This window comes from Paenisporosarcina sp. FSL H8-0542 (assembly GCF_038632915.1).
GTDB lineage: Bacteria > Bacillota > Bacilli > Bacillales_A > Planococcaceae > Paenisporosarcina.
On sequence record NZ_CP152050.1, the window covers coordinates 2,087,471 to 2,102,440 of the forward strand.

The following is a 14,970-nucleotide window of genomic DNA, read 5'->3' on the forward strand; positions in this document are numbered from 1 at the left end:
TTTATTATTTATTCAATAAAGATTTCACACGCGCTACTACGTTTTCTTTAGAGAAACCAAATTCTTTCATAACGATTTCTCCTGGTGCGCTTGCACCAAAACGATCGATTCCTAACACACTGCCTTCGTCACCTGTGTAACGTTCCCAGCCAAATGATACGCCCATTTCGATAGCCAAACGTTTTTTGACCGTTTTCGGCAAGACACTATTTTTATATTCGGCATCTTGCTGTTCAAAGCGATCCCATGACGGCATCGAAATAACTGCTACATCAATTCCTTCTTCTGCTAACAGTTGTTGTGCATCCACAGCAAGTGAAACTTCAGAACCAGTTGCTAAGAGCAATGCGTCTGCCAGTTCTTTGTTTGCAGGAGAAACAACATAAGCCCCTTTTGCAACACCTTCAGCTGCTCGAGCAGCAGAGTGTTCTAGAACCGGTAAGTTTTGTCTAGATAAAATCAACGCTGTTGGCACTGATTTAGATGAAACAGCTAATTTCCAAGCTTCTGCCGATTCGTTGGCATCTGCCGGACGAATGACGGACAAGTTTGGCATAGCACGCAATGATGCCAATTGTTCAACCGGCTCATGCGTTGGACCATCTTCTCCAACTGCAATACTGTCATGTGTAAATACATAAGTAACAGGAAGTCCCATTAATGCTGATAAACGTACAGCTGGTCGTACATAATCGCTGAATACGAAGAATGTACCGCCAAATACGTGTAAACCACCATGTAGGGCCATACCGTTCAAGGCAGCACCCATCGCAAATTCACGAACACCGAACCAAATGTTACGGCCTTCGTACGAGTCACTTGAGAAATCACCCGCACCTTTGATTGTCGTCTTATTTGAACCAGCTAAATCCGCACTTCCTCCGAAGAATGAAGGGACAGTTTTTGCGATTGCATTCAAAACGTCACCAGAAGATGAACGAGTTGCATGAGAAGTACCAACTTCATAAACTGGAATTTCTGAATCGTAATTTTCAGGAAGATCCCCTTTAATTGCAAGCTCCAACTGTTGTGCAAGCTCTGGATATTCTGATTTATAAGATGCAAATTGTTCGTTCCAAGAAGCTTCATTTACCCCGCCAAGTTTTTCAGCTGACTCTTTGAAAGCAGCATAAACTTCTTCCGGTACATGGAAGTCTTGTTCGAAAGTCCATTTGTAGCTTTCTTTTGTAAGCAGTGCCTCATCTTTACCTAATGGCGCGCCGTGAACATCTGATTTACCAGATTTGTTTGGAGAGCCAAAACCAATGATCGTTTTCACTTCAATAAGAGTTGGTTGTCCTTTATGGTTTTTAGCCGTTTCAATAGCATTTGAAAGATCTTCTAGTGAATTCCCATCTGCTACATGCAAATAGTTCCAACCATAAGACTCAAAGCGTTTCTGAATTTTTTCAGAGAAAGATTTATTCAAATCCCCGTCCAACGAGATATCATTACTGTCGTACAATACAATCAGTTTATCCAATTGCAAGTGTCCTGCTAGTGAAATGGCTTCCGCAGCAACACCTTCCATTAAGTCCCCATCACCACATAAAGCATAAGTGTAATGATCTACAACTTCATGGTTCGGTTTATTGTAAACCGCAGCTAAATGGCGCTCAGCCATTGCCATACCAACTGACATAGCTATCCCTTGTCCAAGTGGTCCTGTTGTAGCTTCAACTCCAGCAGTATGACCGTATTCAGGATGTCCTGGTGTTTTAGAATTCCATTGTCGGAAGTTTTTAAGCTCTTCCATTGGTAAATCATAACCACCTAAGTGCAATAAGCTATAAAGCAACATGGAACCATGGCCCGCTGATAATACAAAACGGTCACGATTAAACCAGTTAGGATTTTCCGGATTATGACGTAAATGTTTCGTCCAAAGAGTATAAGCCATAGGGGCTGCACCCATTGGTAAACCTGGATGACCTGAATTTGCTTTTTCAATCGCATCGATTGATAACGTGCGGATAGTACTGATGGCTAAATGATCTACGTGTTGAGACATACTTGACATCCTTTCTGATACAGAAGTTTTCTTCATTCCTTAGTGTAGTCAACTTTTGATAAACTGACAACGGTTAGCAAATGTTGATTTAATTCAGAAATTTCTTTTCTTTTAACGCTTTCACTTTATCTGGTGTAACATCATTTCCTTCTGGATCAACCACTTTAACATTTTCAATGGTACTTCTCATAGATGAACGAAACGTTTCAAGATATTCTTTTCGTAAGGACGTTTGTTCTTTCGCTTCTTCTATACTAAGACCCACAGACTTGGATTTTTTGGACAATTCATTAATTCGTGAAATTTTATCAGGAGATAACATTCAATACACACCTTCCTTCTAATAACCTTATTAAAAGGTATGCAAAAAAGACTTGGAGCGCAAGTATTTAGCCTCCAAATCTTTCTTTATACTCAATATATCTTCGATGAACTGTGGCTTTGCTCACAGGAAAACCGAAACCTCTCAGTGTCGAAGCAATTTCTTCATAGGTCAGTCCGTTATTTCGCAATTTCACAATTTCTTCGATAGGAATATCTTTTCGTTCTCTTCCTTCTGGATTCCCTTGATCTCTGAGATTTTTTTCAGGCTTGAAACCGTGTTCTACTGCCCTTCTCATCCCTCTACGAATTTTCGCATTATGCAATTTCCGTTGGTATTCTTCTACCAGCGCTAAAATTTCCAACATCATCGTATCCATTTCATTCAATCGGATTGAACCGCCATCGTTTAAAGAAATAACTTGAACCTCTAATTTTTTTAGCATATGTAAAATAGCCATTCGTGAATTGCCTCGTCCCAACCTTGTTTCATCCTGAATTAAAACGGTTGAAATTGAATGTTGTTTTACATAATCCAGTAAATCAAGCAATCCTTCTCGTTCTACAGAGTAACCACTATGTTGATCAATGAATACGTCCCAGACAAAATAATTCTGTTCTAGAGCGAACTGGCGTAATTCTTCTTCTTGGCGGGACAGCGACGTCTCCTGAGCCTCTTTTTCCGTACTGACACGGCAATATAATACAACGGAATTAGAATTATCCATCACTCTGTGTCTCCCGCATATTCCACTCCATGATCTGGTGCGTATTGCTGTAGAGAGTCTGGAATAATTAAAGAATCACCTGAATGAATCATTTGTGAATTTAGGTTGTTTGCTACCATCACTTCAGAAATCCAATCCTGTTTTGGTGTATTACCACGATATTTTTCAGATAGCGTCCAGAGTGTATCTCCGTCTTTTATGTAGATTTCATTGTAAGATTCCTCATGGTTAACATTAAAGAGCACAAAAAATAGTGTGCAACCCAAAGTTACTGCTACTAATAAAGAAATAAATTGATTGTTTTTTATCCAATTCATGTTGTTTCCTCCTCGAACCGAATGTTTGTTCGGAATATATGCTCTCACTATAAACCGAACACTTGTTTCTTGTCAACAATAATTAGAACCTATGTTTGCATTTTTACAGTCGGATTGTTATACTACTCTTAGATGAAAGAGACAACCATTTAGGTGAAGAGGTGAACTAGTTGAAAAAAGTTTCGAAACGACAAGAAGATATATTAGCTTTTATAAAAGATGAAGTTCGAAAAAAAGGGTATCCACCTTCCGTACGTGAAATCGGCGAAGCGGTTGGACTTGCTTCTAGCTCGACAGTTCATGGTCACTTAGCTCGATTGGAAAGCAAAGGATTAATAAGACGCGACCCTACAAAGCCACGTGCTATTGAAATTTTAGAGCTTGATAACGTTACAGAAATACGACCAAACGTTGTTAATGTGCCTTTGATCGGTAAAGTTACTGCAGGATTGCCTATTACTGCCATTGAAAATATTGAAGAGTTCTTCCCTCTTCCTGAGACTTTCGGAACTTCAGAAGACAATCTCTTCATGCTGGAAATTATGGGAGATAGTATGATAGAAGCCGGAATTTTAAATGGTGACTATGTTGTCGTGAAACAGCAGCAAACTGCAAATAATGGTGATATCGTTGTTGCCATGACTGAAGATGATGAAGCTACTGTTAAACGGTTCTTTAAAGAAAAATCATATTTCCGCCTTCAACCTGAAAACTCATCAATGGAGCCAATAATCGTTGAACAAGTTTCGATACTTGGTAAAGTCGTTGGGGTTTATCGTCAAATCCATTAAATTATTAATAAAAGGCTGGTCCATTTGTCTAATGCATAGACTTTGGATTAGCCTTTTTTGTGAAATTATATCAATTGTATGTAAATCTTAGTTGAATTATCACTCTTAAAATAATCTTGTAGACTTATGGTGACTATGCTATACTAGTAAATGAGCCGATATCACGCCGACTGACATTTTCATCTTCAGTCGGCCTTTTTGTGCACTTTTTTTGTGTTAAACTGAATTTCCGAAATTTTAATAGTTTACTTTAACCCTTTATCCTTTAAATACTGTGTATTTCTTCTTGCTTTAAAACGAACATCATTGTTTTTCCACCAGGCCCACATAGATGCTGCAAAAGTAATGAAAGCCGTAATCTCCGTATCACTGATGGGCAATGGACTATTACCTTTTATGACCAAATATTGATTGAGCCAAGCTAATAAAAGAACTACTGTCCGAACGATCATCATTTTATCAAACGGGGCGTGATTATTTGTTTCGCTCACAAGTAAACCTCCTTATTATTTTGGTGTTAGCTCATCATATGACAATAAGTTGGGAGCTAGTATTAATTCCCTTATTTTTTTGAAATAAAATTGGATATTTCTTTTGATTCCACTAAAAAAATTCACAAAAAGACGAAAAACGCCCCATATATGGAGGCGTTTTTCGTCTTTTGTTTAATTATGTTGTCGCTTTATCAGCTTTTTTTATTTGTTTACTTCTTAACTGACCACATGCAGCATCAATATCTGCACCTTGTTCATGACGTACTCCACAGTTAATTCCTTTTTTCTTCAGTGCATCGTAAAACGCACTGATTGCTTCTGGCGTACTTTGTTGATATTGGCCGTGCTCATCAACCGGGTTATAAGGAATTAAATTGACATATGAAAGGTGACGCTTGTTTTCAAGCAATTTGGCTAGTTTCACCGCTTCTTCCACATGATCGTTTACATCGCGTAACAGGATATATTCAAATGTAATTCGTCGGTTTGTTTTTTCTAAATAGTAATCAATCGCATCCATTAATTTTTCAATTGGATAAGCTTTATTGATTTTCATGATTCGTGTACGCAATTCATTTGTCGGTGCATGAATTGAAATTGCGAGGTTAACTTGCAAACCTTCATCAGCATAGTCATAAATTTTAGGAACAATACCACTTGTTGATACGGTGATATGACGCGCCCCAATCGCAAGTCCTTTTTGTGAGTTTACTACATTTAGGAAACTCATCAAATTTGAATAGTTATCAAAAGGTTCGCCAATTCCCATTACAACAATATGGCTCACTCTCTCGTCTTTTTTCACTGTATCCAAATGTTGCTGAACTTTCATGATTTGCTCCACAATTTCTCCTGAAGATAAATCACGACTCTTTTTCAGTAAACCACTTGCACAAAAACTACATCCGATGTTACATCCAACTTGCGTCGTCACACAGACTGATAAGCCATACTTGAATCTCATCAGAACAGTTTCAATTAAATTTCCATCTTTCATTTTAAACAGGAATTTAATGGTACCGTCTGCAGATTCCTGCTTAACGCTTTGTTCTAGTGTATAAAGAACGAAGTTTTCTTCCAGTAAATGAATACATTCTTTACTGATGTTTGCCATTTGTGAAAACTCAGTAATACGCTTTATATATAACCAATCCCAAATTTGCTCTGCTCGGTATTTTTTTTGTCCGTTATCTAAAAGCCATGCTGTCAGCTGTTCCAATGTCAATCCAAAAATAGATGTTTTCATTTGATATCCTCTTTTCATAAAACAAAATCAGTACTCATTCTACTAGAAACAAGCGAACATAACAACTGATTGAATTTTCAATGATACTTTCTTTCATTATGAACTTAAACACATTCTTTATTCTCGAATGAATTTTATCCACTTTATGAACAAAACCCTACCGAATAATAAGTAGGGTTTTGTCAATGCTTACTTTATATGTGCTTTAATCCACCAGTCGATATGATTTAGTTCAAATAGAAGGATAACGCTTATAGGACTTATGTGAAGTACCTCTTTTCGCGCCATAAGATCGATTAAATTTTCTTTAGTCATTGGGTAATTTACTGAATCGAAATAAGCCATCAAACTTTTAACACCTTGGACTTTTCGCAATTAATCACCTCCCACTAAAAAGAAGGCTTAACGACAGTTACTAAATTCATTACTCATACCACTTTATACCCACAAACTGTACATTTAACCCAATTACAAACCTATTGACTAAGAAAAAATATTATATTTTATTAATTCTTCTCTTCTGTCATATAATTTAGATTTTCTTTCCAGGTAGAAATTAGCTAATTTTGGGAACAAGTTTAATCAAAGTTCCCTTGCAGTTGTAAGAATAAAACCTTCTATACAGAGCACATTAGAATCTAGGAGGTGAACACTCATGAAAAACAACAAAAAAACATTGAATGAAAGAACGCATAACCCCTTTGGATCCTACAAAACCCCCAACAATCAGAAAGCGGAATTTGCTGTTACAGAATTTGATTCCAACCCTAAAAATATTGTTAACAATAAAAACAAGAATCAACAAACCAACAAGATAAATAAATAATACGATTTAAAGGTGAGACCTATATGGTATCTCAACCTAATTAATGTTGTATCCTAAATATGCAAAATTATTGCAGGTCTTTCATGAACTTTTTTCCGTAAAAAAAAACGTTGGAAGTCTTAAAGACTCCAACGTTTTTTCTTAGTACATTTTCAAATATTGTTCGCGCTCCCATGGGTGTACGGATGTACGGAACATATCCCATTCAATTTCTTTTGAATCCACGAAGTTAGCGTAGATGTGCTCGCCTAAAGCTTCACGTATCGTACTATTTTTTTCAAGTTCTTCTAAAGCTAGATGTAAATTAGCAGGAAGATCCTCTACACCATTTGCAAGACGTTCTTCTTTATTCATTACATAAATGTTGCGATCAACTGCTTTTGGTGGAGTTAGTTTGTTTTTTACTCCATCAAGACCAGCTTTTAATATTACTGCCATTGCTAAGTAAGGGTTAGCAGCTGGATCCACTGAACGCACTTCTACGCGTGTACTTACTCCGCGTGAAGATGGGATACGGATTAGTGGGCTACGGTTTTGTGCAGACCATGCAACGTAACATGGAGCTTCGTATCCAGGTACTAGACGTTTGTAAGAATTTACTGTCGGATTAGTAATCGCTGTAAATCCTTGAACGTGTTTCAGAATACCTGCCATGAATTGATAAGCTGTTTCACTTAACTTCAGGTCACCCGTTTCGTCAAAGAACGCATTCTCTTTACCTTTGAATAATGAAACGTTCATATGCATCCCTGATCCATTCACACCAAACAATGGTTTAGGCATGAATGTCGCATGCAATCCGTGTTTACGGGCAATTGTCTTAACAACTAATTTAAACGTTTGAATATTATCACATGCAGTTACAGCATCTGCATATTTAAAGTCAATTTCATGTTGACCTGGAGCTACTTCGTGATGGGAAGCTTCGATTTCAAAGCCCATTTCTTCTAATTCTAGAACAATATCACGTCGGCAGTTCTCCCCTAAATCCATTGGTGCTAAGTCAAAATAGCCACCAGCGTCATTTAGTTCAAGCGTAGGCTCACCGTGTTCATCTAATTTGAATAAGAAAAATTCTGGTTCTGGCCCTAAATTGAAATCTGTAAAGCCTAACTCTTCCATTTCTTTTAATACACGTTTTAAGTTACTGCGGGGATCTCCTGGGAATGGTGACCCATCAGCTTTATTTACGTCACAGATCAATCTTGCAACTTTCCCTTTACCAGTAATCCACGGGAAGACTACCCATGTGTTCAAATCTGGCACTAAATACATATCAGACTCTTCAATTCGTACGAAACCTTCGATTGAAGAACCATCAAACATCATTTTATTGTCGAGAGCTTTCTCAAGCTGGCTTACAGGTATCTCAACATTTTTAATCGTCCCAAGAATATCAGTAAATTGTAAACGGATAAAATTAACCTCTTGCTCTTTAACAAACTTATGAATGTCGCCTTTTGTGTACTTGCTCACTTCTTGTCACTCTCCCAATTATTATTTATATATTTATAATGCTCGTTTAATGGTAAAAACGAGATAAATCCCCTTGTCTTAAAGAAGCCTTCTGATATCTTCCTGCCTGTTGCATTTCCATACGTAAGATATTACGTAATTCAGCATCCGTTAATTGAGCTTTCGCTTCCTGGATAATTGGCTGGTTTTTCATTTCAAACAATTTCTTTATTCCAGCCATATTGATTCCTTGCTCAAGAAAATCTTTGATTTCAAGTAGAGTGTCGACATCAATCAATGAAAACATTCGTCGATTACCTTCAGTACGGGCAGGATGTATCAAATCATGATCCTCATAATAGCGAATTTGTCGTGCAGTCAACTCTGTCAGCTGCATGACGATGCTAATTGGTAATAATGGCATTGACCTTCTTAATTGCTGACTCACAAAGCTCACCTCCACTTTCACAAGTCTTATCATAATATATGTGAGGTTTCCTGTCAAGTGCATGTCATATTATCTAACATGAAAAAAATCCTCCAAAATAGGAGGACGATTTTATTTTTCAAGATCTTCTGATTGCAATTGTTGTACCGCTGACAGAATCGCGAATTTCACATGTTCATATGTTAATCCACCTTGGATATATGCTGTATAGGGAGGCCTGATGGGACCGTCTGCTGTTAATTCGATACTGGAGCCTTGAATAAAAGTACCAGCAGCCATAATGACATCATCTTCATATCCTGGCATATATGCGGGCTCGGGTGCGAAATGTGCATTAATTGGAGAATTAGCTTGAATAGCTTTGCAAAAACGTATCATTTGTTCAGCCGTTTTAAAAGATACGGACTGGATGAGGTCTGTGCGATTTTCCATGTAATGAGGAGACGTATCCATGCCGATGCTTTCAAGCATCGCTGAAGTAAAGATGGCACCTTTGACAGCTTGTGCAACAACATGTGGTGCCAAGAAAAATCCTTGATACATATCAGCTAATGTATTTAAGGATGCGCCTGCCTCTCCTCCTATACCCGGAGAAGTCATGCGGTAAGCACACATATCTACATACCTTTTTTTACCAGCTATATATCCTCCGATTTTCGCAAGCCCACCACCTGGATTTTTAATAAGGGATCCGGCCATCAAATCGACTCCAACGTTAGTCGGTTCAAGCTCTTCTACAAATTCTCCATAACAGTTATCGACAAAAATAATTGCTTGCGGTTTTAAGGCCCGAATTTTTTTTGTCATCACTTCAATTTGTTCAATGGTAAACGACGGGCGGTTTGCATACCCTTTTGAACGTTGAATTGCTATGACTTTCGTTTTCTCAGATATGGCTAGTTCCACTTTGGCCCAATCGATTTGTCCGTCTTCTTGTAAATCGACATGTTGATAGGAGATATTAAAGTCCTTTAATGACCCTGTGTCCTCTTCTCCCCCATCTACAATTGATTGCAATGTATCATATGGCTTACCTGTTATATATAATAGTTCGTCACCAGGACGGAGCACGCCAAATAAACTGATTGTTATAGCATGTGTTCCGGAAATAATCTGTGCTCTGACGAGTGCCGCTTCGCTCCCGAACACTTCAGCATAAACTCTTTCCAGATTATCTCTTCCTTCATCGTCGTAGCCATACCCAGTCGAAGGATGTAAATGAAAATCGCTGACTTGGTTATTGCGAAATGCAGTAATAACTTTTTCCTGATTAAAAAAAGCTATATGATCAGCCGCTTCATGTTGAGCAGAAACGAGTTGTTCCATTTGCTTGGCTTCATTTAATAATTTTGGTGTCAAAATTGTTCGAAATGTCATGATATATGCCTCAATTCTTCTATTTTCCTTTTTCATCTTATCAGTCCCACTACTATCGTCAACTAATTATATTGATAGCTAGCTGAAAAGTATTGTAATTAACTGAAAATCTGCTACAATTTAATCCGTTCTATTGAATTCTGGAGGAATGTGAAGTGGCTTGGGAAGTATTAAGTATTATTGGAACAATTGCGTTCGCGGTTTCTGGTGCAATTGTTGCCATGGAAGAAGAATATGATTTATTCGGGGTGTATTTACTTGGAATTGTAACAGCCTTTGGTGGTGGAGCAATTCGAAATTTACTTATAGGTGTACCGGTATCTGCACTTTGGGAGCAGGAAATGATGTTCCAAATTGCCTTTGTTGCGATTACCGCAGTCTTCTTATTCCCACAAAACTTATTGAAACATTGGAATCGTTGGGGAAATTTCTTCGATGCAATCGGCTTGTCTGCTTTTGCCATTCAAGGTGCCTTGTTCGCTGTTCAGCTCGGATTGCCTCTAAACGCAACGGTAGTGGCTGCAGTCCTGACTGGTTCGGGTGGTGGCATCGTCCGTGATGTCCTAGCGAAACGAAAACCTTTAATCTTGCAAAATGAAGTATATGCAGTATGGGCAGCGATTACTGGATTAGTTATTGGGGTGGGACTAGCCGCAAGCGACGTATCACTTTATGTATTGTTCATGATTACAACAGCTTTACGTGTTGTTTCATATATGAATAAATGGCGCCTGCCATTTCGTTCTTTACAACAAACTGAAAAAACAGCTTAACTCATTATTCGAGTTAAGCTGTTTTTTTATAGTTCTACTTCACCTTTCCAATCCAGCATGCCACCAGAAAGGTTTGTAACGTCAAAGCCTTGTGATTCCAAGAACTGACAAGCTTGTCCACTGCGTCCACCAGAGCGACATACTATGACATATTCTTTCGTTTTATCTAATTCTTGGTGTTTATATTCAACTAACCCCAATGGTAAATGTTGCGCACCAGGAATCATACCGTTAGCAACTTCATCAGCTTCACGTACATCTATCATATGAACTGTTTCCCCTGCATCAAGTCTTGCTTGTAACTCTTCAGGTTGAATCGTTTTCATGTTTGTTCCTCCAATCAATTAAATACAACCCTTATGATATATCCTAGCGGGTATACAATCAAACAATTGATTATGCTTCGTCAGTGGAAATAGAAATTGCTTTCGCCGGTACAAACGTAGAAATGGCATGTTTATAAATCAATTGCTGCTTCCCTTCTGATTCCAGCAACACTGTGAAATTATCATAAGATTTAATAAGTCCTTTTAGTTGGTAACCGTTTAATAAAAAGACCGTCACAAATATATTATTTTTTCTTACTTGATTTAAAAATGTATCTTGCATATTGATCGATTTCATTGTTTAGTTCCTCCAATTTCAACTCACGTATTGGTTGTAAATTTATTATCACTGATAGTATTCGCTTTTAATGATGGGATTCCTGCATAATGCTCGGAAGAATTTCCGATAAAGTAATCTCTGGTTCAATCCAAACGACAGGCAGCTTATTGCGGAAATAAGTTAATTGTCTCTTTGCATATCGGCGTGAATTTTGCTTAATTTGTTCGATGGCTTCTGCCAATGAAATTTCTTCTCTGAAATAAGAGAATATTTCTTTATAACCAATAGCCTGTACTGACTGAGTATCCCTGATATCATTATCCCATAGAAGCTTCGCTTCCTGGACCAAACCTCGTTCGATCATGCGGTCGACACGCAAATTAATGCGCTCATAGAGAATTTCCCTTTCAACATCAAGTCCGAGAATCACATGCCGATACATAGGTTCATGTCCCTGGTTTTGTGGTTCGGCAGATTTAGTTGTATCCGAATGCTCTGCGATTTCTAACGCCCTTACCACTCTGCGTGTATTATTAGGATGAATCTCCGCGGCACTTCGAGGGTCCACCTGTTTAAGTTTCTCATGCATCGCAAGGGGGCCCAGTTCTGCAAGTTGTTCATAATATTTGTTGCGGATGGTCTCATCGACCCGCTCCTCAGTAAATTGAAAATCATATAAAACAGATTGTACATAAAGCCCGGTACCGCCAACTAGAATAGGCAATTTTCCTTTTGCTCTAATTTCTGCGATTTTTGCTCGTACTATTTTTTGGTATTCTGCTACCGAGAAAGATTCATCTGGCTGTTTTATATCCAGTAAATGGTGAGGAATCCCTTCCATTTCGTCTAATGTGATTTTGGCTGTACCGATATCAAGTCCTTTATAAACTTGCATGGAATCACCATTAATTACTTCACCGTCCAGCAATTTAGCAAGCTTAATTGATAGGGCTGTTTTACCGGATGCGGTAGGTCCAACTATGGCTAACACTTCTAATTCATTCATTTTTTCTCCATCCAATTAATAATCAGTTCAAATGTTTCTTCTTTATTAATCTCGTTTAGTAATTCGTGTCTTTTTCCTTCAATTAAAACAACCGTAATATCAGTAAGTCCTGCTTTCTTATATTTTTCAGCAACTCCCCAAAGTTGATTACCATTTTGACTGACGGGATCCAACGCACCAGATATCATCAAAATTGGGAGTTGTTTTGGAATGTCATCCATCCCTTTCATTTCATGTATCTTATTTATGCCTGTGATTAAATCAACAAAGAATTGGTTACTTGCTACAAATCCACAATAAGGATCATCAATATACTTTTGGACTTCAACAGAATCTGTCGATAACCAATCAAATTCTGTTTTAGCATCTGTAACACCTTTATTGAATTTTCCGAACGACAACTTGTTCAATAATGGATTCTCAATTTGAGTTCCTTTGACTCGAGCAAATCCCTTGGCGATCAATTTCCCAACTTTACCAGAGAAACCAGCAGGACCTCCTGTACCAGATAAAACGATTTTTGAAATGGAGTGGCCATATTTTTGTAAATAGCGTCTGCCAATGAATGAACCCATGCTGTGAGCAAAAAGAATGGGGCTTTCACAAGTAAAATCTTTTCTAACATCCTGTAAAACTTCCCGGACATCTTCTGTCACTCGATCAAAGCCGTCCTTTTCTGCAAAGAATCCCTTTTGATTATTTTTTTGTCCAGTGAAACCATGTCCCCGATGGTCATGCCCAGACACGACATATCCTTTGGAAACCAAAAATTGTGCAAACTCTTCATATCGTCCGATATGCTCCGCCATGCCATGCAATATATGGACATGACCAATTGGTGGGTTCTGGGGTTTATAGACAACCGTATAGACTTCATGTCCATCTGACATCTTTACATAATGGATGCTTTTCGTCATTATGCATGCTCCTCTCGGAATGATGTTGCTGCATTCAGTTGATTTTCTAAATCAAAAAGATAATATTCCAATTGATCTTCCGTGTAGCCAAGTTGTGCTTTCATCATTTGACACACTTGTTTTTTATACGAATAAACTTCTTCAATGTTGAAAAATAAATCTCCCGTTCTACGGACAAAAAAATCTGACGGTGTACAAGTCATTTCGAATTGTATTCCATACGCAAGTCTAGCAGCTAGTGGCAGTGGCAAATCAAAGGCATTTCCCTGTAGAACGCTCGCGTAGGCAAATAAATGATCGACATTTGTTCCATAAAAAGATGCCAGTTGGAGAGCCTCGTCATACGTTAAGCCATACCGTTGACCTTCCAGAGCTTTCATTTCAACAAAGGATGAAAAACGATTTGATCCACCTACATCTCCCCCTGATAATGGAAGATTTTTTGTTATGGAGGCACCATAAGAAAAAGTGGATTTTTTAATTACACGATCGACAACCATCTCCGCCATTTTGCGATATCCTGTCAGTTTGCCACCAGCAATCGTAATCAGACCGCTTGACGATTCCCAAATTTCATCTTTGCGGGAAATTTCGGATGGATCTTTTCCTTCTTCAAAAATAAGTGGCCTTACACCGGCCCATGTCGACTCAACTTGTTGCGGAGTCAATCTTATACTTGGAAACATAGATGTAATGGCTTCTAATATGTAAGTCACATCTTTACTGGTTGCAACAGGATTCTTCGGGTCATTCTCGTAAAATGTGTCCGTGGTTCCGACATAGGTTTTGCCATTACGGGGTATCGCAAATACCATGCGCCCATCGTGTGTATCAAAATAAACCGCTTGCTTTAACGGGAAATCCGTTTGATCCACTACAACATGTATACCCTTTGTCATTCGAAGCTGTTTGCCATTTTCAATTGAATCTTTGGCACGGACTTGATCTACCCAAGGACCAGTTGCATTGACCACCTGAGTGGCATGAATCGTCGCTAGTTCTCCGGATAGTTGATCTACTACTTCTACGCCGACAATTCGACCTTGTTCATAAATGAAGGACTCGGCTTTCACATAGTTTACGCAAACGGCTCCTTTTTCAGCCGCTTTTTTTATGACTTCAATTGTCAAACGCGCATCATCAGTACGATACTCAACATAGTATCCCGCACCACGAAGTCCTTTTGTTTTCAACAGAGGTTCTTTCTTCACCGTTTCTTCTGATGTTAACATTTTACGGCGTTCGTCCCGTTTGACTCCCGCCAAGAAATCATAAACGCGAAGTCCGGCTGAAGTCGAAAGCGGTCCAAATGTTCCGCCTTTATGAAACGGTAATAGCATCCACTCTGGTTCTGTTACATGAACTGCATTTTCATATACGATTTCACGCTCTTTCCCCACTTCCGCCACCATCTGAACTTCGAATTGCTTCAGATAACGAAGTCCTCCGTGAACAAGTTTGGTGGATCGACTGGACGTACCTGCAGCGAAATCCTGCATTTCAACTAAAGCTACTGACAGACCTCGAGTGACGGCGTCAAGTGCAATTCCGGCACCCGTAATTCCACCACCGATTACGAGTAAATCGAATTGAAACGTATTTAAAGTCTTGATTTGTTTTGGACGTCCAATTGCTGAAAACATGACGATCTCCC

18 protein-coding genes are annotated in these 14,970 nt (G+C 38.6%); 3 read left to right on the top strand and 15 right to left on the bottom strand.

Going from position 1 to position 14,970, the window contains the following annotated elements:
* Positions 1 to 4: 4 nt before the first annotated feature.
* The 4 genes from tkt to MHH33_RS10845 form a co-directional block, all read right to left on the bottom strand.
* Positions 5 to 2,011 (bottom strand): transketolase, encoded by a 2,007-nt coding sequence (gene tkt, locus MHH33_RS10830; protein WP_016427476.1) that lies wholly within the window; start codon positions 2,009 to 2,011, stop codon positions 5 to 7.
* Positions 2,012 to 2,099: 88 nt separating this feature from the next.
* Complete coding sequence (locus tag MHH33_RS10835) at positions 2,100 to 2,333, bottom strand: DUF896 domain-containing protein (RefSeq protein WP_016427477.1); 234 nt, start codon at positions 2,331 to 2,333, stop codon at positions 2,100 to 2,102.
* A 67-nt stretch (positions 2,334 to 2,400) separates the two neighbouring features.
* Entirely contained in the window at positions 2,401 to 3,060 is a 660-nt protein-coding gene (locus tag MHH33_RS10840; protein WP_016427478.1) for a recombinase family protein, read from the bottom strand.
* Entirely contained in the window at positions 3,060 to 3,377 is a 318-nt protein-coding gene (locus tag MHH33_RS10845; RefSeq protein WP_016427479.1) for a LysM peptidoglycan-binding domain-containing protein, read from the bottom strand. The genes MHH33_RS10840 and MHH33_RS10845 overlap by 1 nt, the downstream gene beginning before the upstream one ends.
* A gap of 170 nt (positions 3,378 to 3,547) precedes the next feature.
* Between MHH33_RS10845 and lexA the strand changes: the two genes are divergently transcribed.
* Positions 3,548 to 4,168, top strand: a complete 621-nt coding sequence (gene lexA / locus MHH33_RS10850) for a transcriptional repressor LexA (protein ID WP_016427480.1) — start codon at positions 3,548 to 3,550, stop codon at positions 4,166 to 4,168.
* Positions 4,169 to 4,413: 245 nt separating this feature from the next.
* Here the strand turns inward: lexA and MHH33_RS10855 are convergent, their stop codons facing one another.
* The 3 genes from MHH33_RS10855 to MHH33_RS10865 form a co-directional block, all read right to left on the bottom strand.
* Positions 4,414 to 4,659, bottom strand: a complete 246-nt coding sequence (locus MHH33_RS10855) for a phage holin (protein WP_016427481.1) — start codon at positions 4,657 to 4,659, stop codon at positions 4,414 to 4,416.
* Positions 4,660 to 4,837: 178 nt separating this feature from the next.
* Positions 4,838 to 5,908, bottom strand: coding sequence for a 23S rRNA (adenine(2503)-C(2))-methyltransferase RlmN (gene rlmN, locus MHH33_RS10860; protein ID WP_016427482.1), 1,071 nt, complete (start codon positions 5,906 to 5,908; stop codon positions 4,838 to 4,840).
* Between the two features lie 189 nt (positions 5,909 to 6,097).
* A complete protein-coding gene (locus MHH33_RS10865) occupies positions 6,098 to 6,283 on the bottom strand; it encodes a hypothetical protein (RefSeq protein ID WP_016427483.1) in 186 nt (61 codons plus the stop codon).
* 280 nt (positions 6,284 to 6,563) lie between these two features.
* Between MHH33_RS10865 and MHH33_RS10870 the strand changes: the two genes are divergently transcribed.
* A complete protein-coding gene (locus MHH33_RS10870) occupies positions 6,564 to 6,734 on the top strand; it encodes a hypothetical protein (RefSeq protein ID WP_342541732.1) in 171 nt (56 codons plus the stop codon).
* Positions 6,735 to 6,875: 141 nt separating this feature from the next.
* Here MHH33_RS10870 and glnA read toward each other — a convergent pair whose 3' ends face one another.
* The 3 genes from glnA to MHH33_RS10885 all read right to left on the bottom strand — a co-directional run bounded on the left by glnA (position 6,876) and on the right by MHH33_RS10885 (position 10,014).
* Positions 6,876 to 8,210 carry a type I glutamate--ammonia ligase gene (glnA, locus tag MHH33_RS10875; protein WP_016427485.1) on the bottom strand — a complete coding sequence of 445 codons (1,335 nt, stop codon included), beginning with the start codon at positions 8,208 to 8,210 and terminating at the stop codon, positions 6,876 to 6,878.
* A gap of 46 nt (positions 8,211 to 8,256) precedes the next feature.
* On the bottom strand, positions 8,257 to 8,637 hold the full coding sequence (locus tag MHH33_RS10880; RefSeq protein WP_016427486.1) for a MerR family transcriptional regulator: 381 nt from the start codon (positions 8,635 to 8,637) through the stop codon (positions 8,257 to 8,259).
* 111 nt (positions 8,638 to 8,748) lie between these two features.
* Entirely contained in the window at positions 8,749 to 10,014 is a 1,266-nt protein-coding gene (locus tag MHH33_RS10885; protein WP_342541733.1) for a methionine gamma-lyase family protein, read from the bottom strand.
* A gap of 155 nt (positions 10,015 to 10,169) precedes the next feature.
* Here MHH33_RS10885 and MHH33_RS10890 point away from each other — a divergent pair, with 155 nt between their 5' ends.
* On the top strand, positions 10,170 to 10,787 hold the full coding sequence (locus MHH33_RS10890) for a trimeric intracellular cation channel family protein (protein ID WP_342541734.1): 618 nt from the start codon (positions 10,170 to 10,172) through the stop codon (positions 10,785 to 10,787).
* Positions 10,788 to 10,813: 26 nt separating this feature from the next.
* Here the strand turns inward: MHH33_RS10890 and MHH33_RS10895 are convergent, their stop codons facing one another.
* From MHH33_RS10895 to MHH33_RS10915, 5 genes are all read right to left on the bottom strand, one after another.
* Positions 10,814 to 11,113, bottom strand: a complete 300-nt coding sequence (locus tag MHH33_RS10895; RefSeq protein WP_016427489.1) for a rhodanese-like domain-containing protein — start codon at positions 11,111 to 11,113, stop codon at positions 10,814 to 10,816.
* Between the two features lie 70 nt (positions 11,114 to 11,183).
* Positions 11,184 to 11,411, bottom strand: coding sequence for an RNA chaperone Hfq (gene hfq, locus MHH33_RS10900; protein WP_016427490.1), 228 nt, complete (start codon positions 11,409 to 11,411; stop codon positions 11,184 to 11,186).
* 67 nt (positions 11,412 to 11,478) lie between these two features.
* On the bottom strand, positions 11,479 to 12,399 hold the full coding sequence (miaA, locus tag MHH33_RS10905; protein WP_342541735.1) for a tRNA (adenosine(37)-N6)-dimethylallyltransferase MiaA: 921 nt from the start codon (positions 12,397 to 12,399) through the stop codon (positions 11,479 to 11,481).
* Positions 12,396 to 13,316 carry an alpha/beta hydrolase gene (locus tag MHH33_RS10910; RefSeq protein WP_342541736.1) on the bottom strand — a complete coding sequence of 307 codons (921 nt, stop codon included), beginning with the start codon at positions 13,314 to 13,316 and terminating at the stop codon, positions 12,396 to 12,398. Before MHH33_RS10910 ends, miaA begins: the two co-directional genes overlap by 4 nt.
* Entirely contained in the window at positions 13,316 to 14,959 is a 1,644-nt protein-coding gene (locus MHH33_RS10915) for a glycerol-3-phosphate dehydrogenase/oxidase (RefSeq protein ID WP_342541737.1), read from the bottom strand. Before MHH33_RS10915 ends, MHH33_RS10910 begins: the two co-directional genes overlap by 1 nt.
* Positions 14,960 to 14,970: the final 11 nt, after the last annotated feature.